Source organism: Acidobacteriota bacterium (assembly GCA_016700075.1).
In the GTDB taxonomy this organism is placed as follows: domain Bacteria; phylum Acidobacteriota; class Blastocatellia; order Pyrinomonadales; family Pyrinomonadaceae; genus OLB17.
Genome location: CP065000.1, coordinates 2644555 through 2669169 on the forward strand (window position 1 = coordinate 2644555; position 24615 = coordinate 2669169).

Sequence of the window (24615 nt, forward strand, 5' to 3'; positions counted from 1 at the left end):
TATTATTCCGTCAGATTCATCCGCTTCAGCAGATCCTTGAATCGCGGGTCGTCGCGGAGAGATTCAAATGGAATTTCCCATCTGATGGATGCTAAAGAGCCGCGTGCTTGAAAGTCCTTCTCCAGCCATTCGAAAGCATTGTCTTTGTCGCCCAGCCCTGCATATACAGCAGCGACGTGTTTTCCGGTTGCTTCCTTTCTCGCATATTTGTCCTTCAACTCATTGGCAATAGCGACGGCTTCCGAGCGCTTTCCCAAGACGCCATAGCTATAACCAAGTTCCGCGAGGTTGATACCGGCCCTGTTACTCATTTCCACGGCTTTTTCGATGTTTGCAATGGCGTCGACGTCCCGCCCTTGTTTTAGATACGATAGTCCCAAAACCTGATACCCGCCTGAAAAGTAAGGATCGAGAGCGATCAGCTTGAGAGAGTTTTCAACGCTCGCGTTGTGATCATTTCGTACCTGATACATGGACGACAGATTCAAACTGATAACGCTCGACAAAGGATCAAGTTCATGTGCACGCTTGATCATCAATTCGGCTTCGTCAAACCTGCCAAGATGGTTGAGAAGGCGACCGTACCATAGGTACGCTGTGGCGTAATGCGGATCGAGTTCGATCGCCCGCTTATATTCCCGTTCGGCCTCCGTCCATCGCCACGACTGGTTATTGACGCCCCCCAGCGATGCATGTGCTTCGGCCAAATGATCGTCGATCGCTATCGCACGCTCGGCAAATGCTTTCGATTGCGGCAATGTCTCGCTTGTCGGAGTGCCGGTATAGGAATTCAAGACAAAATAGGAATCGGCAAGACCGGCGTATGCAAGCGCATAATTAGGGTCGCGGTCGGTCGCGATCTTGAACTGTTCAATCGCCTTTCTGAGATCTTCAGCGGTTCGCCGGTTCCAATGATAACGTCCTTTCAGATATGCCTGGTACGCTTCGGGATCTGTCGTCGAACTCCTGGCCACTTTCGCTTCGTCCGCACCCGACAGTTTTGATTTGAGTTTTGTAGAAACATCTTTCGCTATCTCGCTTTGAAGCGAAACGAGGTCGGATTGCTTGCGGTCGTATTGCTCCGTCCAGATCACGTCCTGTGTCCTCGTGTCGACGAGTTCGAGACTCAGCTTCAGATCGTCACCACGCCCGCCAACCCTTCCCAACAAAACCGCCTGAACACCGAGTTCCTCACCGATCTTCTTCGGCGAAGTTTCCTTACCCTTGTAATAAAAAACCGTGCTCCTCGACTTGACCGACAAATTAGACAACTGCGACAGACTCTTGATGAGCGTTTCTGTCATTCCATCCGACAAATACTCGACGTCCGCATTCCCGCTCTCATTGACAAACGGCATCACAGCGATGGAATTGATCTGTGTCGAACCAAATGGCCCCAGATATCGATAACCGAAATAACCGCCAACTGCGATCAGTATCGCCAACAATGGTGCCGCGATCAACCGCTTGTCAAATCCGCGAGGCTTCGCGGCAACATCGCCTGTGCCTGCCGGCAATACCGCCGTCTGTTCGGTCGTATGTATCTGGGCACGAGTCGGAGCTTCGCCGGGAGCGGCAGTCGAGTGCAAGATAGCGGTTTGCGGTTCGTCGCCGGGGAACCCAGTCGCTATCGCTCCCGGTTCTGACCTCGCCGGGCCCTCGAGCAGCGCATTGCCGTCATCGAGGCAATACAGCAGAGTGTCGTCGTAATAATCTCGCCTACATTCAGGGCATCGTTTCATAACTCTCTATTCCGGCAGTCCCATTCGCTTCAGTATTGCCGCGTAACGCTTGTCGCTCTTGAGTGAACCAAACTGCGCGTCCCGCCTGATCGACAACACCAATTCAAAGCCGCGGCTTTCTACATCTTTTTCTATCCATTCAAAAGCCTTGTCTTTATTACCCAGTGCCGCATATACTTCGGCGATCTGGACACCAACTGTTTTCTGTTTTGCATAGGCGTCTTCCAGTTCTTTGATTATCGCCATTGCATTCGCCGTCTGCCCGGTCTCTGCATAGACAGCTCCAAGTTTAGAAACAATTCTACGGATCTTTCCATTCGTTAATTCAACCGCCTTTTTCGCTTCAGCCAAGGCATCGGCACTGCGTCCTTGTCCCAGATACACACACGCCATCAATTGAGGTCCCCCGGGGAATTTGGGATCTAGATCTACAACTCTTTTGGCAAACTCGGTCGCAGACTGAGGATCAAGTTTGTCCTGACAGTAATGATTCGCAAGGTTGTAATTGACGATCACTGACAACGGCTCAAGCTCGTACGATTTCTTTAGCGCCCTCGTTGCGTCATCGACTCTTCCCTGCGTTATCAGGTATTCGTGGTACCATCTGTGCGCATTCGCATAGTCCGGGCTCAATTCGATAGCCCGCAGGAATTCCTTTTCGGATTCAGCCCAATTCCACGAGTACAAATTTACATATGCGAGCGATGCGTGAGCTTCCCCAAGCGAATCATCGATCTCAATTGCTCGTTTTGCGAATTGCCTGGCTTTCGACAATGAATCAACCGGAAAGTCGTCATCCCACCATTGGAATACTGCATACGAATCGGCGAGACCGACGTAAGCGAGCGCATATTTCGGGTCTTTGGCAATGGCTGCTTCGAACTGCTCGATGGCTTTTCGGAGGTTCACCCCATCCCTTTTGTTCCAGTAATACCGTCCCTGAAGATAATCCCTGTAAGCCTCAGCATTGGCGGTGTAGCTTTTCGCAATTTTCTCTTCTTCGGCACCCGTTAGCCTTGTTTTTAGACGGCTTGAAACATCTTTGGCGATCTCGCTCTGAAGTGAAACGAGATCCGACTGTTTTCGTACATACCGTTCGCTCCACAGCACCGCGTCTTTGCGAACATCGACGAGTTCCAGACTCAGCGTCAATTCCTCCCCGCGTTGAACGATCCGGCCATTCAATACCGCGTGCACATTCAATTCCTGCTCAATAGTTTTCGCGTCCGTTTTCGTTCCTTTATAACGAAAGACGGATGAGCTTGGCTTGACGTTCAAATTTGGCAGTTTGGACAAACTTCCGATCAAGGTCTCGGTCATTCCATCGGAGAGATATTCGACGTCAGCATTGCCGCTTTCGTTGACAAACGGCATCACGGCGATCGATTCGATCTGGCTGGCCGGCATTAGATACTTATAGCCAAAGAACCCACCGACAAATAGGGCAACGGCGATAACCGCAGCAATCAGCGGCTTCGCACTCCGTCGCACCGAGTCAGAACCACCTACGGTAGTGGGTGGTTGAAGAACAGCCGTCTTCACGTCGGTCTCGTCGGTAGGCTGCGTTAAACCACCCGCTGCCGTAGGTGGTTCTGACAAGATCGCGGTTGCCGGTTCATCCATCGACGCCGGCCCTTCGAGCAGCGCATTGCCGTCGTCGAGACAATACAGCAGCGTGTCGTCGTAATAATCTCGCCTGCATTCAGGGCATCGTTTCATAATGTTCTATTCCGGCAGATTCATCCGTTTCAGCAAATCCTTGTATCGCGGGTCTGAGCGCAGGTTATCGAATTGCAACAATGATGTAATGATCAGCAGCAAACCGCTACGCTGCCCGAAGTCCTTCTCCAGCCACTCGAAGACCTTATCATGGTCGCCAAGACCCATGTATACTCTGGCCAGGTACTGTCCGAGCGCCTCGCGCCTGGTGTATCTATCTTCCAGTTCCTTTAATATTTGAAAAGCTTCAGAGCGTCGTCCGGCAACGGCGTAGGAGTAACCCAGATCGCCCAGAACGACGCTCGCTCTATCCGACAACGTGGCCGCCTTCTCGATCAAAGCGATCCCTTCTTCATGACGCCCTTGTATGACGCGAGCTATTCCCAGGTTTGAGTACGCCCCCGTATAATTAGGGTTAAGTTCGATGATCTTTTCCCACTCCCCAATGGCAGTATCAACGTCACCCTTTATAAAATAGATCTGGGCGACATTCGAACTGATGACGGGCGAGAGAGGATCAAGTTCCTGCGCCCGTTTGATATGTCTCAGCGAGTCGTCAAATTGCCGTTTTATCCGAAAATAAATGCTAAACCAGTGATGCGTTGTCGGGTAATTCGGATTGAGCGCGATGGCCTTCCTGAATTCTTGCTCCGATTCCGCCCATCGCCACTCCTTCTGAAGTATAGAGGCCAGGCTTGTATGAGCTTCTGCCAGCGAGTCATCGATCTGTAACGCCCTGTCCACAGCCGCCTTCGCCTTTGGCAAGGTCTCGCTAATAGGCGTTCCGGCGTACTCCTCAAGCAGCAGGTAACTGTCAGCCAATCCGACGTAACCAAGTGCGTAATTCGGATCGCGATCGACGGCCTGCTGAAATTCAGCGATCGCTCTCTTGATGCCTTCTGTACTTCTTAGGTTCCAGTAGAAACGACCTCTCAGATAGAACTGATACGCTTGAGAGTTTGTTGTTTCGCGTGCGTTTATTTGCTGCTGCTGTTCCCCGGAAAGTCGCAGCCGCAGTTTGTCCGTGATCTCGCGTGCTATCGCCTGCTTTATTGAAAGGGCATCCGCGGCCGGGCGGTCGTATTCCTCGCCCCAGAGCTGAGCGCCCGTGACGGCGTCGACGAGATCGACCTGTATATTAAGCCGGTCGCCGACCTGCCGCACTCTGCCCGTCAAAACCGCCCGTACGCTGAGGTCGCGGCCGACCTGCTCCGCATCTACATCCTTGCCCTTGTAACGAAAGGCAGTGTTCCTTGCGATCACTTTCAACTGCTGGATCTGTGTAAGGCTGTTTATCAGCGACTCCGCGATGCCGTCCGAGAGATATTCGAAGTTGGGATCGCTGCCTACGTTCTGAAATGGCAATACGGCGATCGAATCGATCTGGGTAGTTTCAGACGACAAATATCGATAGCCAAAAAAGGCACCTGCGACAATTACCGCAAGCGCGAGGGGCGCAAGTAATAGCCTTTTATCAAGACCTTTTGTTTTCGGAAGCTCGGTAATACCCGACGGCAAAACTGCCGTTTGCTCGGTCGTATGTATCTGCGCTCGTGTCGCGGCCTCGTTTGGGGCGGCCGTCGAATGGAGTATCGCGGTCCGAGGCTCATCGAACTGCCCGCCCGCTGACGCAGGCGGTTCTGACCTGCCGCTCGCCGGGCCTTCGAGCAGAGCATTTCCATCATCGAGACAATACAGCAGCGTATCGTCGTAATAATCCCGTCTACATTCAGGGCATCGTTTCATATTTTTGTCCCGGCAGCTGTATTCGGATTATTGAATGAGTGTAACTCATTCCTCCGGATGCAGGTAGAAGACCTTGCTGACGATCTTCCATTCGCCGTCGGTTTTGAGCAGAGTGAACATATCGGTAAAGCGGTGTCCGCCCCAGTTATGGCATTCGACGCGTGCGGTGGCGATGGTCTCGCAGATATCGACCGCGGATATGTCGGCCGTCAGTTCGGATGCGGGCCCGTTCTCGTCGATCCAGTCGAAGAGCCCTTCGATCGGCCCTGCGATCAGGTCGGGTCCCAAATAGCCGTGAATGGTGGCTCTGTCGTGGAAAGCGGGCCTCATATCGCTGCTCTTTCCTGAGACGCCGCCGGAAATATAGGTGGTAAGTGCTTGAACGATCGCTTCGCGGTCGCCGCTTTGTGAGGTTGCGTAGGTCATGATCCGGTTTTCTCCTGTTTTTGAGTTTCTGCGGGAAGACGTTTGTATATCTATAAAATCAAACGATAAAACAGAATAAAAAGGGTCATTCAGAGCAAAAAAATGCGCGTGAGGCATCAGGCCTCACGCGCATAACTGTTCGACCGTAAAGTTGTTTACGGTTCGATCACGTAATCCGGCCAGCACGAGGTCGGATTAAGATAGAGTTCGAGAAATTCCATCGCAAAACGGTTTGCCGCAGGATTTGAGAACGACGGTGCGTTCGGATCGAGTATCTTGCCGATCTGATCGAGCGTCGCTTCCAAATGGATCTTCGTCGTGCGGTCGGTCGTCTTCGGCAGAGCGGCGTTGATCTCGCTCACCAGTTCACGAAGTTCGGCGCGATAGAACGCACGCTCGTCGCCGCTCGATATGAACATCGCCTGGAAACCTGCGGGCACGTTCGCCGGTGCTGTCGGCGGCGGGCCGGTTATCTTGTTATTTGCGATATCAAGATAAGACCGCTGCAGATTGCGCCTGTAAGCGTCGATCACAGGAGCATCGGTCTTAAGCTCGGACCAGACGCCGTTGCGAACATCGCCCAGGAAATCCGCCGGATGATATGCCGACGGGCCGTCGAGTGCGTTCTGTTCGATCATGCGGGCGAAACGCGGGCTCGAAAGCAGGTTGTTCAGTACGCTGTTCTGTGCGTTGCGTACGCGGTTCAAGGCACCGATCGGCTCTATTCGCCGCAAAATGTCCTTATCGATCGCCCAGTCGGGCCGTGCAAAGGCGTTGTCATTGAGGAACTTGACCGCCTGTGCCTGCCGTGCACGCGGGATCATCGTGAACCGCACACCTGTTTGGCCGATGTGCCTCTGCTGCGAATCAAATCCGCCGACGATCGCGGCGACGTGGTTCAATTCGAGCACCCATTGGCCGAGCATGCGGCCGTAGAGTTCAGACAGGTCGTTGTAAGGCTGGCCCGCCTGTGTGGTCGTTGCAGGAACGAGCAATTTGGCAACGCGGCGCAGATTCGCGATACCCAGCGTTGTTGACGCGATCGCGTCGGCGTCGCCGACGGCCTCGGTCAGTTCGCCAGGGTCGCTGCCGGCTGAGCCCTGTGTCGAAAACCGCAGCCACGGCGTCTCGTCCTGCTGGCGTGCCCAACTGTCGAGCGTCGGCAATTCGGCGTCGGACGATTTGGCGGTCGGAATGGGTTTGTATCCCCACATCGTCGCCCATACGTCATACGGGCCGATGCCCGGAACGAGGTCTTCGACAGCGATCTTGTCTTCAGGCTGTGCGACATAGTTGAAACGCGAATAGTCCATCAGCGTGGCAACGTGGCCCATCTTCTTGACCCACTCGCGGTCGCGGACCTTGTCCTGCGGATACAACGAGCTCGCCTTCATGTTGTGCTGGAAACCGAGCGTGTGGCCGACCTCGTGTGCGACGACGTATTCGACCAGCGTGCCCATCAGATCATCCGGCATCGGCAGCTTGTGAACGCGCGGGTCGAGCGGGCCGACCTGCGTGAAATACCACGAACGCTGCAGGTTCATGATGTTGTGATACATCTGAATGTCGGATTCCAGGATCTCGCCGGTTCGCGGGTCGTTGATATGCGGGCCCGAAGCGTTCTCGATGGTCGAGGGCAGCCAGCGGATCACTGAATAACGTGCGTCTTCCGGATCGAACTCCGGATCTTCCGCTTTTGAGGGCTGCATCTTTGCGATGATTGCGTTCTTGAACCCTGCCGCCTCGAACGCTTTCTGCCATTTCTCTACGCCGCGGATCGTGAAAGGAACCAGCCATTTCGGTGTCGCACGATCGACGTAGTAAACAATGGGCTTCACCGGCTCGGAAAGGGCCGCGTTCGGGTCTTTCTTTTCCAGACGCCAGCGCGTGATGTAGCGCCGCTGCTGAGCGCGGTGTTCCGGGCGTCCATAGTCCGTCTGCGTCACTGAGAAATATCCGACGCGTTCATCAAACAGACGCGGCATCATCGGGTTTTCGGGCAGTTTGACCATACTGTAATGCAGCACTACGCTCGCACTTCCGGGCGACATTCCCGAACCGCCGGGACCGCCCTGCTGCTGTTGAAAAGCTCCCGCCGGCGAGGGCTGCCGCACATAGGTATGCGTCGCGCGTGCTTCGATGTTCGTCGGGAAAGCCGAGACGCGGTCGATGAAAGTTCGTGTCGTGTCCATCGTCGTCGCGTTCAATCGCTGACGTGCGCTGAATTCGAAGACATCGGTCGTAAACAGTCTACCGACCTCGATCACCGCAGTGTCGTTGTTCGGGCCAAAGGCGGCGACAGGAAACGACATCAAAATTGTCTCGTTATTCGCAGCCGCGACCGCCTCTGCGATGGGCAGGGTCGGGTCGGCAACGATGCCGTAATTCACGTTGCGGAGCATCACCTTATTGTCGGCCAGTTCCCATCGCACCACGCGGCGGCCGAGTGCCTGTCCGCCGTAGCCGACGCCGAGCGTTGTTCTGGCGATCTGCGTCACCCACAGGAATTCCTTGCCCATCTCGGATTTCGGGATCTCGTAATAATACTTATCCTTTACCTGATGAACGGTGAAGATGCCTTTCTTTGATTTTGCATCGGCAGTGATCACCTTGTCATACGGCTGCGGGTCCTGCGAGGAAGCAGCTCCTGCTCCGCCCGGCATTCCGGGCCTAACGCCTGCCGGCGGGCCGCCTGCGGGTGTACCTGTCGGTGCGGGCGCCGGTGTCGGATCCTGTGCGGGCAGGATACCAACAAACATCGAAAAGACGAACGTATACAACAACACGCGTCCTGCGGTCTTAAACATTTGATTTCCTCCGGTTGTGTCTGTGAATAGCGGTTATCTCCAGTCGGCAAAAATTCCGTTTCTAAGCGTCTGTCATACAGCTCGCGAAAATTGGAGGGCCTTACTGAATCTACGGTTTTTATAACACCCGAATTCCCGCATTGCAACGAAAATAGGGCTTATACGCGGGTTATTTCTGTAAAGTTTTGTCAATAAGAGCGTCCACAGATCGGTTTAGAAAAGGACAGTTAACGCAGAGACCGCAAAGACCGCTGAGCAAAGGGAAGTTTGTACGCTCCTCCGCTTACACCCGCTTCGCTCATTCAATTGTGTCTATTCTATTTCTTTGCGATCTCAGCGGTCTCTGCGTTTCAAGGCCTTCGGCTATGAAGTGCGGCGGATGACGGCAGTTCCCGCTTTGTCGGGAATGAGTATCAGATTCTCGGGTTTGTCTGCAAAGAACTCATCGACCGCCTTTTCCGCGCCGTCCCACACGAGGCTTGCATAATCGTGCACTATCAGCCAGCCGCCGGGCACCAGCCGCGGATAAAAATATTCAAGTGCGGCCTTCATCGGCGCGTAGAGATCGCAGTCAAGGTGTACAAGGCAAAAACGCGGGTCGCCCTCGACCTGTCCGAGTGAATCCGGAAAAAAGCCCGCGACATAAACAGCGTTCTCTTCGCCGACGAGCCGTTTTACGCGCTCCAGCGACGTATTTGAAAAGGCTGCCGGGGCTTTGGCGTCCACGCCCGCCAGGTCGCGTTGGTCAAAGCCTTCGTATGTGTCGAAAAGATATGCCGTCGTGCCGAGCTTTCGCGCCAATTTCGCCAACAGGAACGCCGAATTCCCGCGAAAAACGCCCAATTCGGCGACGTCGCCCGTGATGCCTTCTTTCAATATCTGGTCGCAGGTGAGATTCAGAAAATGGTATCGCGGCATGTCGCCGGCGTTGTTCGGATTGCCGCTCAGCCATTTGCCCGTGTCCGCAGGATCGAAAAGCCCGCCGCGTTCGCGGTATTTCGGCAGATGCGTAACGTATCGCTCCGGTGCGTGCGACAGCGAAAAGGATCGCGGCAGTAGCCGAACGAGCCGAGTGCGAAAAGGGATCGTGCGGATCGCGATCTTTGCGTATCGCCACGCTTTTCCGGGCTCGCGAAACGCCCTGCCGATCTGCGAAATTAGGCTCATTAGATAAGGCTAGACCGCGAATTCCGCGATCACCGGTGCGTGGTCGCTCGGTTTTTCCAGGCCGCGTGTCGAGGTGTCGATCACGCACGACGTGCATTTTGCCGTTAGGCTCGGCGACGTCCAGATGTAGTCGATGCGCAGGCCCTGATTCTTCTGCCAGGCTCCCTCGCGGTAATTCCACCACGAAAACTGCTTCACATCGCCGTTCTTCACGCGGAAAGCGTCGTCAAACCCCCACTGTTTCACGTAGTGCATCGCCGCGCGTTCGGGCAGCGTAAAATGCAGTTTGCCCTGCCAATGCGGCACGCTCCAGACGTCCTCGTCCGTCATCGCCACGTTAAAATCACCGCACAGCAGAACGTCGCCCGCCGTGTCGCAGCCGGCGTCAAAAAAATGCCGCAGCCGCTGCAGCCAGTCCAGCTTGAAAGCGAATTTGTCCGTGCCGAGCTCCGTGCCGTTAGGTATGTACGTATTGACCATGCGGACGCCTTTCACCGTCGCGGCGATCAGGCGTTTGGGAGCATCTTCGTCGTCGTCCGCAAAGCCTTTCTGCACGTCCGACATCGCGTGTTTCGACAATATCGCGACGCCATTATACGATTTCTGCCCGAAAAACTCCGCCTCGTAACCGAGCTCGTTCACGATCGGAAGAGGGAAGTTCTCGTCAACGCATTTTGTCTCCTGCAGGCAGATCACGTCCGGCTGCTCACGCCTCGCCCACTCGACCAGATGCGGCACACGAACGTTGATCGAATTCACATTCCAAGTTGCGATCTTCATTAACATACTTTTACCACACACCGCCCAAACGAAGAACCACTCGCGTGAGCGAGTGGCAATTCCGCCGGACCGCAGGCTGCCAGAGTGCATTAGCCACTTCCTTATCGAAGTGGCTCTCCCTTGTCGGTCTCCGCGGTCTCTGCGTTCAGCCCATTTCTAAGCTCACAAAGCCTGCCTTGCCTTGACCCTAAATCAGCGCGCGTGGTAACCTCGTATCTTTTGAGAATCGGACGGTATTTTCACCGGTTCTGACCGTTAACACGGTATTAAAAAGGTTATGCAGCTTTTGGCATTTGCCGGATCAATTCAGCTTTTCCCGGACGGCACGCTGTTCATACACATCGGGCTCGTCCTGCTGATGATCTATATCCTCAACCGCACGTTTTACAGGCCTATTAATAAGGCCATCACTGAGCGCGAAAAATACAGCGGCGGACATTCCAGCGAGGCCGACGAGATCATCGCAAAGGCAGCCGAGAAAGAATCCGCTTACACTGCCGCGATGCTCGAAGCCCGCAGCGAAGGCTATTCGCTTATCGAAAAGCAGCAGCAAGAGGCCGAGGCCGCCCGTCAGGCAAAGCTCGCCGCTCTGCGAAGCGAAACAGCGGCACGCGTTGAGAAGGAAAAGGCAGACATTTCCAAACAGACCGCCGAAGCACGCGACGCCATCGCCGCCGAGGCCGAAAAGATGGCAGACAAGATCGCAGGGGAGATGCTGAAAGCGTAATTATATATGTTGGCAACCGTCACATTCCTGCTAATGATGTTCGCTGCCGGCGGCGGCGGATTTTACGATAAATATTTCAACATTCCGGGCTTCGAGCTCTGGCGCTTTCTGAACCTCGCCATCTTCGTCACTATCCTGTACAAGGTCCTGAAAAAGCCGCTTTCTGAGGCTTTCAAAGCAAAACGCGAAGAGATACGTGCCGACCTGATACGGGCCGAAGAAGAGAAAAAGGCCGCTGAAGCACGCCTCGCCCTCGCCTCGGAAAAAGAGGCGGCGACCGCCGCTGAAAAGGCGTCGATACTCGAAAAAGCTAAAGCCGAAGCTGAATTTGAGGCCAAACGCGTTGCAGACGCGGCCGAAGCCGAGGCAAAACGCCTCACGCAGCAGGCCGAGGCAGAGGTCGCACGGCTTGCAACGCAGTCGCGTGCGGAACTTCGCCGCTTCTCGGCCGAAGAGAGTATTCGTCTTGCTACTGAAAAACTGAAAACGCAGATCGACCCGGCGACGAACGCACGCCTCGTCAAAGCGAGCATCAACGAGATCGGAGGGCTGAATTAATGAGCATCGAAGTTGTAGCCCGCCGTTATTCGACAGCCCTCGCCGACGTCGTCGCAGGGCATGACACCGCAGACACCGTGCGAAACGAGATCGCCGGTTTTACGGCAATGCTTGCCGAAAACGCCGACCTGTCAAACGTTTTCGCCAACCCGTCGATCCCGCATGCTTCGAAGGAAAAGGTGCTCGAAGAGATCCTTTCCAGGACGAAGCCTTCGCAGATCACAGCGAACTTTTTGCGTGTCCTGCTTCGCAATTCGCGGCTGACGGGCATCGCCGTTATCAGGGAAAAATTTGAAGAGGAGCTTGAATTTCGCGGCGGCGTCGTCCCGGCCGAGGTCATCTCGGCGGCGGAACTGCCGGCGGACGAGCGTGCTGAATTCGAACGCTCGCTCGAAGAGCTCACCGGCAAGAAAGTGAAGATAGATTTTGCGGTGGACAGCGGCCTGATCGGCGGTGTCGTCACGCGTATCGGATCGACCGTTTATGACGGCTCGGTCAAAACGAAACTGGAGAATTTAAGAGAACAACTTATCAGCGGATAGTGAATCGTAACAGGCAGCAGGGAACGAGAGGATCGGAACCTGTCACTTGTCACTTATCACCCGTCACTTAAAAACATGGAAGCGATAAAAGCTAACGAGATCAACGAGATCATTAAAGCACAGATCGAGAATTTTGACGCGTCGATGACGGTCGCCGAGGTAGGCACCGTGATCAAGGTCGGCGACGGTATCGCCGAGATCTATGGCCTGGACAAGGTCATGGCCGGCGAGCTGCTCGAATTCCCGCACGGCGTACGCGGCCTCGCGCTCAACCTTGAAGAAGACAAGGTTGGATGCGTGCTGTTCGGCGATTTTCAAAAGATCAAAGAGGGCGACGAAGCCAAACGAACGAAGCGCATCATGAGCGTGCCCGTGGGCGACGCTCTGATCGGCCGCGTCGTTGACGCTCTCGGCAATCCCATCGATCAGAAGGGCGACATCGTCACGGACACGTATTTTCCGGTCGAGCGTATCGCTCCCGGCATCATCGACCGCCAGCCCGTTAAAGAGCCGCTTCAGACCGGCCTCAAGGCTATTGACTCGATGGTGCCCATCGGCCGCGGCCAGCGTGAGCTGATCATCGGCGACCGCCAGACCGGCAAGACCGCCGTCGCGATCGACACCATCATCAATCAGAAGGGCAAGGACGTTATCTGTATCTACGTCGCTATCGGCCAAAAGCAGTCGACGGTTGCTCAGGTGCGTCAGAAACTCGAAGAATACGGTGCGATGGATTACACCATCATCGTTTCGGCGACCGCTTCGGATCCTGCGGCGATGCAGTTCCTGGCCCCGTATGCAGGCTGCGCGATGGGCGAATATTTCCGCGACAACGGCCGCCACGCACTGACCATTTACGACGATCTTTCAAAGCAGGCAGCCGCATATCGCGAGATCTCGCTGCTGCTCCGTCGTCCGCCGGGCCGCGAAGCATATCCCGGAGACGTTTTCTATCTTCACAGCCGCTTGCTCGAACGCGCCGCAAAAATGGCGGATGCACGCGGCGGCGGAAGCTTGACCTCGCTGCCGATCATCGAAACGCAGGCAGGCGACATCTCCGCATACATTCCGACGAACGTCATCTCGATCACCGACGGACAGATCTTCCTCGAGAGCGATCTGTTCAACTCGGGCGTGCGTCCCGCTATCAACGTGGGTAACTCGGTTTCCCGCGTGGGCGGTTCGGCACAGATCAAGGCGATGAAGCAGGTCGCCGGTACGCTGCGTATCGACCTGGCACAGTTTCGCGAGCTGGCGGCATTCGCTCAGTTCGGTTCGGACCTCGACAAATCGACCCAATCGCAGCTCGAACGCGGTAAACGCCTGACCGAAGTGCTCAAGCAGCCGCAGTACGTGCCGATGGAGGTCGAAGATCAGGTGTTCATCATCTGGGCGTTGACCAACGGTTTCGCCGACGATGTTTCAGTGGACGACATCCGCCGCTTCGAAGACGACCTGATGACCTTCGTCAAGAGTTCGCATCCCGGCGTGCTGAATTCGCTTCGCGAAAAGAAGAGCATCGACGACGATGTCAAGGCAGCGATGACCGAGGCCATCGACGATTTCAAGGCAACACGCTGGGAATCGGCCGCTGCGGTCGGAGCTTAATTTTTGCGTCCTTAGCGATGCAGTTGTTATGGTAGAAGGTATGCAGACTCGAATACAGATATACGTCGACGAGAACGGCGAAAAAAGTTCGATATTGATGCCTTATGACGAATGGACACGCCTCAACAACAAAGTTAAGAGGCTTGAGGCGAAGCTAAAGGTATTCTCAGGTATCCGCGACGGTATGAGTGAGGTGCGTGAGGCCGCCGCCGGGGGCAAGAAGCTCCAGTCGCTATCGGATTTCGTGAATGAAAGTCGAAATTAGGGTCACTGAGAGTTTTAAGCGAGCCTCGCGACCGTTGATACGAAGACATCGGTCATTTCTCGACGATCTTTTGAGACTGGAGGCAGAACTGAAAGTCGACCCGAGATCGGGCACTTCGCTAGGCGGAAATGTTTTTAAGGTCCGCCTAAAGATCGCGAGTAAGAGTAAAGGCAAAAGCGGTGGTGCCCGCGTCATCACCCTTGTCGAGATCGAGGAGACGGTCGAAAAGAGAAAGGTCCAGCAGACCATAGTCAATCTGCTGACCGTGTACGACAAGAGTGACCAAGGCGACATAAGCGACGCTCAATTGAAGAAACTGGTCGCCGCAGCGTAAACAGTGAACGTTAACAGGTGATAGGTTTTACTTGTAACCTGTCACTTATCACTCGTAACTATTTTTATGCCAAGTCTTTTGGACATGCGCCGACGCATCAAGTCGGTCAAGAACACACAGCAGATCACCAAGGCGATGAAGATGGTCGCCGCGGCAAAGCTGAAACGAGCACAGGACCGCGTGACGGCGTCGCGTCCGTATGCAGGCAAGATGAGCGATGTGCTCGGCGATCTGAGTTCAAAGGTCGCGGGCGAATTTTCGCACCCGCTGCTCGATGAACGCGGCGATGAAAAATATCTCATCGTCCTCATCAGCGCCGACAAAGGCCTCGCCGGTGCCTTCAACGCGAACGTCATCAAAGCGACACAGGCTTTCCTTCGCGAAAATGAAGCGAAGCAGGCCGAGCTGATCACCGTCGGCCGCAAGGGCCGCGACTTTTTCAAACGCCGCGATGTTGCGATCGTCGATGAGTACATCGGCCTGACCGGCAGCGGACAGGTCGATCACGCCGACGCTGTCGAGATCGCGAACAAGCTCATTGCACAATTCACCGAGGACGAAAGTATCGATAAAGTATTCGTCGTCTTCACCGAATTCAAGACCGTTCTGTCGCAAAAGCCGGTCATTCAGCAGCTTCTGCCGATCCCGAAAACGGCTCAGGATGACGGCGACGCCGGCCCTTCGGCTGAATATATCTACGAACAGCCCGCGTCTGAGATCTTCGGCCGCCTGCTGCCCAAACAGGTCGAAACGCAGATCTATCGCGGCATGCTCGAATCGGTCGCCAGCGAACAGGGTTCGCGTATGACGGCGATGGATTCCGCATCAAAGAACGCAGGCGAGCTGATCGACACGCTGACGCTCAACATGAACCGCATCCGTCAGGCAGCAATTACAAAAGAGATCATCGAGGTCGTTTCCGGCGCCGCCGCCGCTTAAGCGTATTCACTTCAACATATAGCAGGCAAGCTATTTGAATTCCGGCGAGAATTCGTTTATGCTTTGCCTGCATTTTCGTTTTTCAATTTCACACTTAGGAGGAATAGCTATGTTCATTGGCATCGGCGGGCTTTTGATGTTGATCTGTATCGTTTGGTTCGTGGTTCTCAGCGTTCGATCGGGCGCCTCAACCGGCGAAAAGGCCATTTGGGTCATCGTCAATCTGCTTTTCCAGCCTTTGGCAGGCATCATTTTCTATGCGGTGAAAAAACAGGGCTTGGTTCCGATGGTGCTCGGCATCATCGGCGTCGTGCTTTACGGATACGGTTTTACGACCTCGATCAACGAGGTCCTGAGGTAGTATTTCCCGAAATATAAGTTTCCTGGCTAAAAAACAAACCCCCTTGGAGGAACATCTATGATAGCGATTCTCGGTTACATTCTTCTTCTCGTCGGTACCATTTGGTTGGTCGTCACGGCCATTCAGACCGGTTCGAACACACAGGAAAAGGTCATTTGAGGCCTTGTCAATTTCTTTTGTCAGCCGCTCGGAGGCATTGTTTTCTTCATCATGAGAAAACAGGGAATGGTTCCCCTCATTCTTGTGATCGCCGGCTGGATCGCACTCGTGGTCGGCGGCGGGCTTGCATTCTCGTCCGGGTTCAATATGCCTAATTAATGGCGTCTGAAGTTTCCAACAAAGGCCGGCGCGGGCGGCTCTCAGCTTACGCGCCGGTATTTTTGTGGGTCGCGGTCATCTTTTACCTGTCCAGCGACAGCGGCTCGATGAACGAGACCTCGCGGTTCTTACGCCCGTTTGTACTGTTTTTCTTCCCCGATATCAGCGAGGCGTCGCTGCAGATCATCCACGGCCTCGTTCGTAAATCCGCACACGTCGTCGAATACGCCGTCCTCGCCCTGCTCGTGCTTCGAGCGATGTGGACCTCGCATTTTGATGTGCTGCGGCGATACAAATTCGTGATACCGATACTCTTCGTCATCGCGATCGCGTCCATCGACGAGATCAACCAAAGCTTTTCATCCGCACGCACGGGAACCTATCAGGACGTCCTCCTGGACACCGCCGGCGGCACCACCGCCGTCCTCGCCGTTTGGCTCTGGACCCGCTATCGCCGGGGCAATAACTCCGCTTAGCGGCGACACTTCCTGTCAGTACCACCTGCGGTAGCGGGTGGTTGACCGCCTAAATTGCATTCGTCTGTGTCAGTAGCCTGCACGTCAGTGAGGGCTCGCCGCAATACTTTTTTGCCGGGAGTACGGAGACAACGCAGAGAGCAGCTGCAGAAGCCCGCGCGTAAGCAAGGGCGATATCCGGAACGTGGTCATACGAAAAGAACGCGGGTAGAAGATGCGTGTGGTTTCTTCGTTTGTGTCCGTCGTTCGCTATTCGCCCTTGCTCACGCGTGGGCTTGTGCAACGTGATCCCTTTGCGGGCTACTGACACGTGCGGGTCGCGAACACAATTTCGCGGCACTCACCATTCACCCGCCCAAAACTGCAATTTGCTTTCAATTCAGGCAACTTTGTGTCATATTCTATCGTTAAGTACTTCAGCATTTTAATTTCCGGGGAGAACATTTAATGAGCATTATTGACAAGATCAAAACAGAGGCTTTGAACCAATTTATTGAGGTCATCGAGTGGCTCGATGACAGCAAGGACACGCTGCTGTACCGCTTTCCCGTGCACGGGCAAGAGATCAAGAACGGTGCGCAGCTCATCGTCCGCGAATCGCAGGCCGCCGTGTTCGTCCACGAAGGCCAGGTCGCCGACGTTTTCGCGCCCGGCAAGTACGAGATCGACGGCGGCAACACGCCAATTCTAACCAAGCTCGGCGCTTGGAAATACGGCTTCAACTCGCCGTTCAAATCAGAGGTTTACTTCGTAAATACCAAGCAGTTCACCGATATGAAATGGGGCACTTCGAACCCGATCATGCTCCGCGATGCCGATTTTGACATCGTCCGCCTGCGTGCTTTCGGTGCTTACAGCCTCCGCGTGGCGGACCCCGCGGGCTTTATCCGCGAGATCGCCGGCACGAACGCCCATTTTCAGGCTGACGACATTGAAAGCCAACTCAAACGTGCCATCGTCACCGAATTTTCCGACGCACTTGGCGAGATGAAGATCCCGGCGCTCGACCTCGCATCGCAATACAAAGAGCTCGGCGAGCAGATCCGCGGTGCGATCAACGTCGATTTCAACGCGTGGGGCCTCGAGGTCACGAAATTCTTTATCGAGAACATCAGCCTGCCGCCTGAGGTCGAGGCGGCTCTCGATAAACGTGCTCAGATGGGCGCCCTCGGCGACGCAAGCCGCTATATGCAGTTCCAGGCCGCTGACGCACTTCGCGATGCCGCACAAAATGAAGGCGGCGGTGCGGGGCTCGGTGCCGGACTCGGCGCTGGTTTTGCGGTCGGCGGACAGATGGCGAGTGCTTTCGGCCAGCAGGCCGCAGGCGGCGGCCCCGCAGGACAAACCGCGACCGCCGCGTGCCCTTCATGCGGCAAGCCCAATCAGCCCTCGGCCAAATTCTGTGCAGAATGCGGCGGCAAGATGGAGGTCGTCAAGGTGCCCTGCGTGAAATGCGGTGCAAGCTTGCGCGAAGGCGCCAAATTCTGCTCCGAATGCGGTTCGTCGCAGGAAAAACAGAAATGCTCCAACGCCGACTGCGGTTATGAACTCGCTCCGGGTGCAAAATTCTGCCCCGAATGCGGAACAAAGACCGAAGCAGAATAGGTTGAAAGGCAATAGGCGAAAGGCAAAAGTAAATGAGAATGTCGCGACCCTCATCGTTTCACTCCCGCTTTTGACTTTTGCCTTTTTACTTTAGAATTTGACCGTATGCCCATCAGCCCCGAACTTCTCAACATTCTCCGCTGTCCGAAATGCAAGTCCGAACTGCAGATCGACGATGCTGAGACCAGCCTTGCTTGCCTTAACGACGAATGCGGCCTCGTCTATCCCATCCGCGACGAGATCCCGGTGATGATCATCGAAGAAGCGACCACGCGGAAATGACGCGACGCGGTGAGGGCGAGACCGAGCGACGCCGCGAGTCGGATGTCTCGCCCAGCCGCGATATCTCCCCGTCTCCCGGTCTCCTTGTCTCCAAGTCTCCTATAGATCCTGCGAGTGTAAAACGAATCCTCGTCGTCCGCCTGCGCTCGATCGGCGACACGGTGCTTGCGACACCTTCGCTGATCGCACTTCGGCGGCATTTTCCGCAGGCCGAAATAGACATTTTGCTCGAGGACTGGGTTGCACCCGTGCTCGACGGTTTCGAAGGCGTCAATGTCATCGCCGTCGGCCGCTCGGGCGGCGAACGCCTGAAAACCGCTTTGAAATTACACCGCTGCGACTACGATCTGGCGTTCAATCTTCATGGCGGCACAACGGCGACGATGTTCGTGCGGGCGAGCGGTGCACGGCATCGCGTCGGTTACGCGAATTACCAATACTCTTTTCTTTACAACCATTTACTGTCGTCGTCCACCGATTTCTGGGGCCGCGAAAAGACGCATTCCGCCGAACAGCAGCTCGCTCTTTTAGGATATGTCGGCGTCCCTGTCGCCGACCGACCCAAAAGCCGACTCGCCGTCATCGACACCGCTCGCGAAAATATCGATCGGCGGCTCTCGTCACCCGTCACTCGTCACTCGTCACTTGCCTTGCTTCATCCGGCCGCAGCTTTCGCCACAAAACAGTGGCCCGTCGAAAACTTCGCCCGCATCGCCGAGCACCTTGCTGAGAATGGCATCGCCTCCGTCGCGATCGCTTCAAGAAGCGAAAAAGCGGTCCTCGATGAACTTAAAGGAGCTTCGAATGCGCCGGTCACGACATTCGACGATCTCTCGCTTCCGGAAGTTACCGCCCTTGCCGCCAAGGCGCGCGTCTTCGTCGGCAACGACAGCGGCATCGCCCACATCGCCGCCGCGGTTGGGACGCCGAGCGTTGTTATTTTCGGCTCGTCAAACCGTGACCACTGGTATCCGTGGACCGATGCACCGAACGAGATCGTCTTTTCGGAGTTCGATTGCCAGCCGTGTCCGGGCTACACCTGCGAAGTTTTCGCCGACCCGAAATGCATCAAGAGCGTCGCTTTTGCCGATGTCGCCGCCGCCATTGAGCGGCTAATGTCCTAGTTAAGTTTGAATTCCTTGGCGTGCTTGGCGTCTTTGCGTTTAGAAATGCATTTTATCACGCAAAGCCGCGAAGACCGCAAAGCCCCGCAAAGCAAGATCCGTAAACCGCCACCGACCGCCTCTTTTGCCTCAGAATGAGCCGTTTCTGCACCCATCGCTGTCAGATGCTAAAATGGCATCAAACGCATGGGAAATTACGTCTCCGAAGACATACACAACACAATAAACCCCAACGATCCGGATCATCTTTTCGAGCCGATCGTAAAGTACATTCGCCGCGATTTTCCGCGTTTCAGCGAGACGCTCACCGTCGAGGGCGCGCTTCGGATCATTCGCCTGAAAGGTATCGGCGAACGCGTCATTTATTTTTACGTCATCGACGAGACGGGGAAGTTGACCGGCATACTCGCGACACGCGCACTGCTGACCGCAAAGCCCTCGACACGGCTGAGCGAGCTGATGTCAACGAACATCGTCTCAATACCGGACTCCGCAACCGTGCTCGACGCCTGCGAGATGTTCCTGCAGCACAAACTTCTCGCATTTCCCGTCGTTGACGCTGACGGGCGAATTCTCGGTGTGGTTGACGCGGGGCTGTTTACCGAAGAGACGATGAATTTCGCCGAGCGAAAGCACGTTGACGATGTCTTTCAATTGATAGGTTTCGGCTTGCAGCACGTAAAGGGCCGCTCGGCTTTCGGCATTTTTCGCTTTCGATTTCCTTGGCTGATCGCCACGATGATTAGCGGCACGATCTGCGCGATGCTGACGGGCTTTTACGAGGCGACGCTTGCCGAAGCGCTCGTCCTAGCGTTCTTCATGACGCTCGTGCTCGCACTCGGCGAGAGCGTCAGTATACAGTCGATGACCGTCGCTCTGCAAAATCTGCATCTGGGCCGCCCGAGCATGAAAAGCTATCTCGAATGGCTGCGTCGCGAAGGCTCAGCCACGGCTCTGCTCGGCATCGCATGCGGAGCGACGGTCGGGACGATCGCGTTTCTGTGGCGCGGTGAACCGGCCGCTGCGCTTGTAATTGGGCTGAGTGTGCTGGTGTCGGTTTTCGCGGCCGGGCTGATCGGCATGAGCATCCCGACGCTGCTCCACGCCATCCACGAGGACACAAAGATCGCCGCCGGCCCCGTCACGCTTGCCGTTACCGACATCTTGACCATAGTTTTTTATTTCAACATCGCGGCCCTGATACTTTAATAATTTGGGCCGCCGCCGAGCGGTTTCGAGTACCTGACATCGAGGCAGAGCACGCCGTAGCGGTCTATCTGGCAGCCGGGAAATATCCGCGTCCGCCCGATGTCGATACCGAAATCGCGCAGCAAACGGTTGCCGCGTATGCGATAGCCGCCGCGGTTTCCTCGCGGCCGAACAGGGAAGGCATTCTCCACCGTCTCCGTGTTCAGCGGTTTGACGCCGATGGTCTCGCGTTCGCGGTCATAAAGCAGCTCGACCGCCGGCGGCTCGCCAAGCTGCTCGTAAGCCACGCGGTTCAGCACGATATCGCCCAGCCTGTTCAGCGAAACGTACATCGACGTCCAGCGGCTCTCGACATTCTCCCTCTCGCAAACTTCCCACCGCCGCCTTACGTTAACATCCTGGGTGTAACTCATCGCCTCGCTCCTATCTCCAGCACCAACACGCCGCGTTCGATCGGGCAATCATTGAAAACAATTGTTTCTTTCGGCAGCAGCCTCGCCGATCTCAGGAACGCCGCCGCCCTTATTCCTCGATAAGCACCTTTCGAATTACGCCGCAACGCCTTGAACGCCTGCCGTTCCTCACCGCGCATCGCGGCCCGCAGCCCCAACGCCCGCGTTTTGTTATCAAACATCAATACATAGTGCGTCGGCGAGCCCATTTTTCGGTGAGTATTGCCTCCGATCGATATCTCGCCCGTCGGCTTTATCGAAGCATACGCCCCGCCGCATTCCCCTCGCCGCACCTCGACCCACCGCCTTCTTACTTCGTCACTTTCCGTTGCTTTCATAGATAACTATCTGTATCACAGATGCAACATTCGTGTCAAGGTATGTTCAGAGTTACGCTTTTGTTCAGAGTTACGCGTTTACGCGTGATGCGTTCAGAGTTACGCCTTCAGGCGTGAAAAAGAACGTCACGCGTAAACGCGTAACTCTAAACTCTAATCATCCCAACCCTTTCCATAATCCAAGATCGGATACTCGTTCCATATAGCGATGGTTTTCTCACGTCCGAACCGCTCTATAAAATCCGCCGCGCTCGAAAAGTCCCATTCCTGCCACTTCTTGCAGTAGCCATGCCGGACCGGATTGTTGTGAATATAATTGACGCTCGCCCAGAAATGCCGATCCGATTTCATCGGGCGTTCGAAACATCGATACCACACTTTTCGCCCTCGCATATCGTCCTCGCCGTTCCAGCGAAATGAGGTCGATCCGTGGAGTTTGCCGAGTCGATCTCTAAAGCCTTCGATGTCATCGGTCTGGACCAGAATATGATAGTGATTTGGCAGCACGCACCAGGCGTATAGGTGAACTCCGGCATCATTGCACGCTGTCAACAGGCCGTCCTCGAACTCTTCCATTCTGGAAATGGTGCTTCCGATGACCGGCTGATGTTCGTAACACGCCGCGGTGATGATGAACCTTACCTTTCCCTCATATTGCCAGTGCGGCGGGGCGTGCCAAGGCACCTTGCGGCCTTTGCGTTCCCTCAACGCCTCCGCCCGCTGAGCCTCCGTCATCTTCCGCCAGTTGTACATATTTTTCAGAGTTGCGCGTTCAGAGTTACGCCTTTAGGCGTGACGTCTAGAGTCACGCGTTCACGCGTCATAGTTTTCACGCCTAAAGGCGTAACTCTAAACTATTATCACGCCTAAAGGCGTAACTCTAAACTATTATCACGCCTGAAGGCGTAACTCTGAACGATCTGTGCTAAATATATCCCTATATGCCGAACAACTGGACCCGCGAACAGCTTATCGTTAACTGATGACATCTCTAACAAAGGCTGGCGGAGCGGGTCAGAACCGGGAGCGATAGCGACTGGGTTCTTTCACCACCAGTCAAAGTCAGGTAATTTGTCACCTTGTTCGTTATTTACATAATTGCAGACTTCCCAAATGCTCTTTTCGTTCCAGAGGTTTCGTTTGCTGCCTTTGTCAGCCCAAGGAGAATGTTCGTGGAGCCATAATTTGTCTTCGCGAAGCTGGCGTGTTGCGTTGGCTTTTAGCGCGATCAGCGCATCCTTAGGCTTTTTTGATCCGATGCAGACAACCACATGAATATGGTTCGTCCGAACATTTATAGCGAGAAGCGCCCAATTTCTTTTGGTACAAAGGTCTCGAATTGCCTTCTCGACGGATTTTCGACTCGCCGCATTCAGTGTCACCGGAGGATGAAGCATCAATTCTTCGCTGTGTTTCCGCCAGTTACTGTTTGCTTGGATTCTTGGGGATCTGTAGATGTTATTATTGCGATCAACGCTGCCGCGTTCATCGCCGTGGAGCCATGTTCCGTAACAACGAAAGGTGAAGAAAACCGCTAGCGGGATGTCAGTGTCGTTCCACATTGTCGATATTCTATCTGATGAAGAACCCAGTCGCTATCGCTCCCGGTTCTGACCCGTGTGAAGCCCTCTAGTATCCGATAAGCAGTATTCCTTTCAACGGCAGCCGGAGGCGATTTGAGATATAGAGCGTTTCGAGGAATGCATAAATCTTTGAGAAATCGTCGCTGCCTCTATAAAGATTCCGCACTGCGATTACGAGATATTCGACTTCGTACATCATACACGCCTGAAAGATGTCTTTAAGGAATTGGTTATTAACTACTGCACGCCCTGCCTCTACCTCAATGACAATCTTTCCATCACTGCTAACCGCGTCGGCATTGAATGATTTGTCGATTTGATCGTTCAAACCGAAAAGAACGGGAACACTGATCTTTTGATCCGCCGATTTCCCGGCTTCAACTCTGTAACCATGTTTTTCGAGGTGAGGTCGAAGAACCGCCAGAACATCGTTACTATTTAACTCGTGCACAGATGAGGTGATGTCGCTATCAGAAATAACAAAGCAATCAAGAATATCTTGAATTGTTTTATTTATTCCTTGCGACCGTGGAAAGAATTGAAATCTTATCATCAAATTTCAGCAAGTATCTTTCTTCTTAGCCTTTCATCGGAAAGTCTGAACGATGCTGGCGGGACAAAATAGAAGATTTGTTCGTCAATCGATTCTGCCTCCCTTGATTCGTACCGCCCGGTCGAGTCGATTAGCAAGTCGTTCAAATGTTCGGACGCGACATTATTGATGCCAAACTCCTTACCGAGATCGAGAGTTCTAATTCGGTAAGATCGTCCTTTGAATTCAATGGAATCGATTTGCATAAGTGAAAAATCTAGGCTCCAGCTTTGACATGGCGGCCCACCAATTATTCCGTCGCAATCGGGAACTTCGCTGGATTTGATTTCAACGATGCTTCTGCGATCTAGGATCGTGTTTTTGTGGTTCGTCTCGTAGGTTTCCCAGATGGACTTGTCGTATTCATTTGCCCAAATGATATCGAACCCGCTTTCCCAAAACCCAGATCAAGGCCACCCGCCCCGGCAAAGAAGGAAACGATTTTCATAATTCGACATTATCAATCTGATTGGTATGAATGTCCAAGTTGATTTGTGATGGTTAACTGTCTTTTAGGAAATTTGTTGCCACAGATCGCGATATTCCGTTGGATCGGGAGGTCAACCAAAGACACTAATTTTCTAAATCTAACGCGGTGATCGGCGACCAATGCGGCGAGTTCTGTGGCGAGGTTCGCGGCGATTAGAACGTCGACATGCGTGGGCGGATGGGCGGCCGCGGGATCAGTTTAGCGGCCGCGGCGGACGGCGATCAGGCAGGTGCGGACGGCGAAGGTGTGGCCATCTTTTTTATACCTGACGGGCATTCTGCAGTGTGGTTTGGCCTGAATGTTGTTCGTGCCGCGTGGAACCTCGGTATAGCCGGGTCGTTTTGGCGTGTTTTTGTGCGCGGAACTTGTCATTTTTGGCCCAGAAATGTAATATTTTTAGTTTCGACTCTTGTAGCCGAAGTGTG

At 54.5% G+C, this 24615-nt stretch carries 26 protein-coding genes and 1 pseudogene; 13 read left to right on the forward strand and 14 right to left on the reverse strand.

All coding sequences use genetic code 11. The features are described 5' to 3' along the window. Positions 1–2 precede the first annotated feature (2 nt). From IPM50_11925 to xth, 7 genes are all read right to left on the reverse strand, one after another. Entirely contained in the window at positions 3–1742 is a 1740-nt protein-coding gene (locus IPM50_11925) for a tetratricopeptide repeat protein (GenBank protein QQS32362.1), read from the reverse strand. A 6-nt stretch (positions 1743–1748) separates the two neighbouring features. Next, positions 1749–3461, reverse strand: coding sequence for a tetratricopeptide repeat protein (locus tag IPM50_11930; GenBank protein ID QQS32363.1), 1713 nt, complete (start codon positions 3459–3461; stop codon positions 1749–1751). A 6-nt stretch (positions 3462–3467) separates the two neighbouring features. Continuing rightward, complete coding sequence (locus IPM50_11935; protein ID QQS32364.1) at positions 3468–5207, reverse strand: tetratricopeptide repeat protein; 1740 nt, start codon at positions 5205–5207, stop codon at positions 3468–3470. Positions 5208–5252: 45 nt separating this feature from the next. Then, positions 5253–5633 (reverse strand): nuclear transport factor 2 family protein, encoded by a 381-nt coding sequence (locus IPM50_11940; protein QQS32365.1) that lies wholly within the window; start codon positions 5631–5633, stop codon positions 5253–5255. A gap of 155 nt (positions 5634–5788) precedes the next feature. Beyond that, positions 5789–8440 carry a zinc-dependent metalloprotease gene (locus IPM50_11945; protein QQS32366.1) on the reverse strand — a complete coding sequence of 884 codons (2652 nt, stop codon included), beginning with the start codon at positions 8438–8440 and terminating at the stop codon, positions 5789–5791. A 363-nt stretch (positions 8441–8803) separates the two neighbouring features. After that, positions 8804–9358 carry a class I SAM-dependent methyltransferase gene (locus tag IPM50_11950; protein ID QQS34517.1) on the reverse strand — a complete coding sequence of 185 codons (555 nt, stop codon included), beginning with the start codon at positions 9356–9358 and terminating at the stop codon, positions 8804–8806. 258 nt (positions 9359–9616) lie between these two features. Next, entirely contained in the window at positions 9617–10387 is a 771-nt protein-coding gene (gene xth / locus IPM50_11955) for an exodeoxyribonuclease III (protein ID QQS32367.1), read from the reverse strand. A 277-nt stretch (positions 10388–10664) separates the two neighbouring features. Here xth and IPM50_11960 point away from each other — a divergent pair, with 277 nt between their 5' ends. The 12 genes from IPM50_11960 (at position 10665) to IPM50_12015 (ending at position 19526) form a co-directional block, all read left to right on the forward strand. Continuing rightward, entirely contained in the window at positions 10665–11114 is a 450-nt protein-coding gene (locus IPM50_11960) for a hypothetical protein (GenBank protein ID QQS32368.1), read from the forward strand. 6 nt (positions 11115–11120) lie between these two features. Next, on the forward strand, positions 11121–11672 hold the full coding sequence (locus IPM50_11965; protein QQS32369.1) for a hypothetical protein: 552 nt from the start codon (positions 11121–11123) through the stop codon (positions 11670–11672). Beyond that, positions 11672–12214, forward strand: a complete 543-nt coding sequence (gene atpH / locus IPM50_11970) for an ATP synthase F1 subunit delta (GenBank protein QQS32370.1) — start codon at positions 11672–11674, stop codon at positions 12212–12214. The genes IPM50_11965 and atpH overlap by 1 nt, the downstream gene beginning before the upstream one ends. Before the next feature lie 75 nt (positions 12215–12289). Further along, complete coding sequence (locus IPM50_11975) at positions 12290–13822, forward strand: F0F1 ATP synthase subunit alpha (GenBank protein ID QQS32371.1); 1533 nt, start codon at positions 12290–12292, stop codon at positions 13820–13822. 40 nt (positions 13823–13862) lie between these two features. Further along, entirely contained in the window at positions 13863–14087 is a 225-nt protein-coding gene (locus tag IPM50_11980; GenBank protein QQS32372.1) for a hypothetical protein, read from the forward strand. After that, on the forward strand, positions 14071–14421 hold the full coding sequence (locus IPM50_11985) for a hypothetical protein (GenBank protein ID QQS32373.1): 351 nt from the start codon (positions 14071–14073) through the stop codon (positions 14419–14421). Before IPM50_11980 ends, IPM50_11985 begins: the two co-directional genes overlap by 17 nt. Positions 14422–14487: 66 nt before the next feature. Then, positions 14488–15360: an ATP synthase F1 subunit gamma gene (gene atpG, locus IPM50_11990; protein ID QQS32374.1), complete on the forward strand. Its 873-nt coding sequence runs from the start codon at positions 14488–14490 to the stop codon at positions 15358–15360. 109 nt (positions 15361–15469) lie between these two features. Then, positions 15470–15721: a hypothetical protein gene (locus IPM50_11995; GenBank protein QQS32375.1), complete on the forward strand. Its 252-nt coding sequence runs from the start codon at positions 15470–15472 to the stop codon at positions 15719–15721. A gap of 317 nt (positions 15722–16038) precedes the next feature. Beyond that, complete coding sequence (locus IPM50_12000; GenBank protein ID QQS32376.1) at positions 16039–16515, forward strand: VanZ family protein; 477 nt, start codon at positions 16039–16041, stop codon at positions 16513–16515. A gap of 447 nt (positions 16516–16962) precedes the next feature. Further along, positions 16963–18120, forward strand: a complete 1158-nt coding sequence (locus IPM50_12005; protein QQS32377.1) for an SPFH domain-containing protein — start codon at positions 16963–16965, stop codon at positions 18118–18120. Between the two features lie 105 nt (positions 18121–18225). Further along, on the forward strand, positions 18226–18402 hold the full coding sequence (locus IPM50_12010) for a Trm112 family protein (protein ID QQS32378.1): 177 nt from the start codon (positions 18226–18228) through the stop codon (positions 18400–18402). Then, positions 18399–19526: a glycosyltransferase family 9 protein gene (locus IPM50_12015; GenBank protein ID QQS32379.1), complete on the forward strand. Its 1128-nt coding sequence runs from the start codon at positions 18399–18401 to the stop codon at positions 19524–19526. The genes IPM50_12010 and IPM50_12015 overlap by 4 nt, the downstream gene beginning before the upstream one ends. Here the strand turns inward: IPM50_12015 and IPM50_12020 are convergent. After that, positions 19523–19681, reverse strand: coding sequence for a hypothetical protein (locus IPM50_12020; GenBank protein ID QQS32380.1), 159 nt, complete (start codon positions 19679–19681; stop codon positions 19523–19525). The two genes, IPM50_12015 and IPM50_12020, sit on opposite strands and share 4 nt — an antisense overlap. 31 nt (positions 19682–19712) lie before the next feature. Here IPM50_12020 and IPM50_12025 point away from each other — a divergent pair, with 31 nt between their 5' ends. Beyond that, on the forward strand, positions 19713–20735 hold the full coding sequence (locus IPM50_12025; GenBank protein ID QQS32381.1) for a magnesium transporter: 1023 nt from the start codon (positions 19713–19715) through the stop codon (positions 20733–20735). On the opposite strand, the gene IPM50_12030 is transcribed toward IPM50_12025, so the two are convergent. From IPM50_12030 to IPM50_12055, 6 genes and pseudogenes are all read right to left on the reverse strand, one after another. Then, positions 20732–21148, reverse strand: a complete 417-nt coding sequence (locus tag IPM50_12030) for a hypothetical protein (GenBank protein QQS32382.1) — start codon at positions 21146–21148, stop codon at positions 20732–20734. The two genes, IPM50_12025 and IPM50_12030, sit on opposite strands and share 4 nt — an antisense overlap. Then, positions 21145–21525: a hypothetical protein gene (locus IPM50_12035; protein QQS32383.1), complete on the reverse strand. Its 381-nt coding sequence runs from the start codon at positions 21523–21525 to the stop codon at positions 21145–21147. The genes IPM50_12030 and IPM50_12035 overlap by 4 nt, the downstream gene beginning before the upstream one ends. A 153-nt stretch (positions 21526–21678) precedes the next feature. Further along, positions 21679–22158, reverse strand: coding sequence for a transposase (locus IPM50_12040; protein QQS34518.1), 480 nt, complete (start codon positions 22156–22158; stop codon positions 21679–21681). Positions 22159–22571: 413 nt separating this feature from the next. After that, positions 22572–23087 carry a transposase gene (locus tag IPM50_12045; GenBank protein ID QQS32384.1) on the reverse strand — a complete coding sequence of 172 codons (516 nt, stop codon included), beginning with the start codon at positions 23085–23087 and terminating at the stop codon, positions 22572–22574. Positions 23088–23154: 67 nt separating this feature from the next. Then, positions 23155–23661: a hypothetical protein gene (locus tag IPM50_12050; protein QQS32385.1), complete on the reverse strand. Its 507-nt coding sequence runs from the start codon at positions 23659–23661 to the stop codon at positions 23155–23157. Positions 23662–23921: 260 nt separating this feature from the next. Then, positions 23922–24148: pseudogene (locus tag IPM50_12055) on the reverse strand (DNA cytosine methyltransferase). Between the last annotated feature and the right edge of the window lie 467 nt (positions 24149–24615).

Bases quoted from the DNA above. Each gene is read 5' to 3' on its own strand.
- IPM50_11925 (QQS32362.1), bottom strand. From the start codon at position 1,742: ATGAAACGATGCCCTGAATGTAGGCGAGATTATTACGACGACACTCTG.
- IPM50_11930 (QQS32363.1), bottom strand. From the start codon at position 3,461: ATGAAACGATGCCCTGAATGCAGGCGAGATTATTACGACGACACGCTG.
- IPM50_11935 (QQS32364.1), bottom strand. From the start codon at position 5,207: ATGAAACGATGCCCTGAATGTAGACGGGATTATTACGACGATACGCTG.
- IPM50_11940 (QQS32365.1), bottom strand. From the start codon at position 5,633: ATGACCTACGCAACCTCACAAAGCGGCGACCGCGAAGCGATCGTTCAA.
- IPM50_11945 (QQS32366.1), bottom strand. From the start codon at position 8,440: ATGTTTAAGACCGCAGGACGCGTGTTGTTGTATACGTTCGTCTTTTCG.
- IPM50_11950 (QQS34517.1), bottom strand. From the start codon at position 9,358: ATGCCGCGATACCATTTTCTGAATCTCACCTGCGACCAGATATTGAAA.
- xth (QQS32367.1), bottom strand. From the start codon at position 10,387: ATGAAGATCGCAACTTGGAATGTGAATTCGATCAACGTTCGTGTGCCG.
- IPM50_11960 (QQS32368.1), top strand. From the start codon at position 10,665: ATGCAGCTTTTGGCATTTGCCGGATCAATTCAGCTTTTCCCGGACGGC.
- IPM50_11965 (QQS32369.1), top strand. From the start codon at position 11,121: ATGTTGGCAACCGTCACATTCCTGCTAATGATGTTCGCTGCCGGCGGC.
- atpH (QQS32370.1), top strand. From the start codon at position 11,672: ATGAGCATCGAAGTTGTAGCCCGCCGTTATTCGACAGCCCTCGCCGAC.
- IPM50_11975 (QQS32371.1), top strand. From the start codon at position 12,290: ATGGAAGCGATAAAAGCTAACGAGATCAACGAGATCATTAAAGCACAG.
- IPM50_11980 (QQS32372.1), top strand. From the start codon at position 13,863: ATGCAGACTCGAATACAGATATACGTCGACGAGAACGGCGAAAAAAGT.
- IPM50_11985 (QQS32373.1), top strand. From the start codon at position 14,071: ATGAAAGTCGAAATTAGGGTCACTGAGAGTTTTAAGCGAGCCTCGCGA.
- atpG (QQS32374.1), top strand. From the start codon at position 14,488: ATGCCAAGTCTTTTGGACATGCGCCGACGCATCAAGTCGGTCAAGAAC.
- IPM50_11995 (QQS32375.1), top strand. From the start codon at position 15,470: ATGTTCATTGGCATCGGCGGGCTTTTGATGTTGATCTGTATCGTTTGG.
- IPM50_12000 (QQS32376.1), top strand. From the start codon at position 16,039: ATGGCGTCTGAAGTTTCCAACAAAGGCCGGCGCGGGCGGCTCTCAGCT.
- IPM50_12005 (QQS32377.1), top strand. From the start codon at position 16,963: ATGAGCATTATTGACAAGATCAAAACAGAGGCTTTGAACCAATTTATT.
- IPM50_12010 (QQS32378.1), top strand. From the start codon at position 18,226: ATGCCCATCAGCCCCGAACTTCTCAACATTCTCCGCTGTCCGAAATGC.
- IPM50_12015 (QQS32379.1), top strand. From the start codon at position 18,399: ATGACGCGACGCGGTGAGGGCGAGACCGAGCGACGCCGCGAGTCGGAT.
- IPM50_12020 (QQS32380.1), bottom strand. From the start codon at position 19,681: ATGGGTGCAGAAACGGCTCATTCTGAGGCAAAAGAGGCGGTCGGTGGC.
- IPM50_12025 (QQS32381.1), top strand. From the start codon at position 19,713: ATGGGAAATTACGTCTCCGAAGACATACACAACACAATAAACCCCAAC.
- IPM50_12030 (QQS32382.1), bottom strand. From the start codon at position 21,148: ATGAGTTACACCCAGGATGTTAACGTAAGGCGGCGGTGGGAAGTTTGC.
- IPM50_12035 (QQS32383.1), bottom strand. From the start codon at position 21,525: ATGAAAGCAACGGAAAGTGACGAAGTAAGAAGGCGGTGGGTCGAGGTG.
- IPM50_12045 (QQS32384.1), bottom strand. From the start codon at position 23,087: ATGTGGAACGACACTGACATCCCGCTAGCGGTTTTCTTCACCTTTCGT.
- IPM50_12050 (QQS32385.1), bottom strand. From the start codon at position 23,661: ATGATAAGATTTCAATTCTTTCCACGGTCGCAAGGAATAAATAAAACA.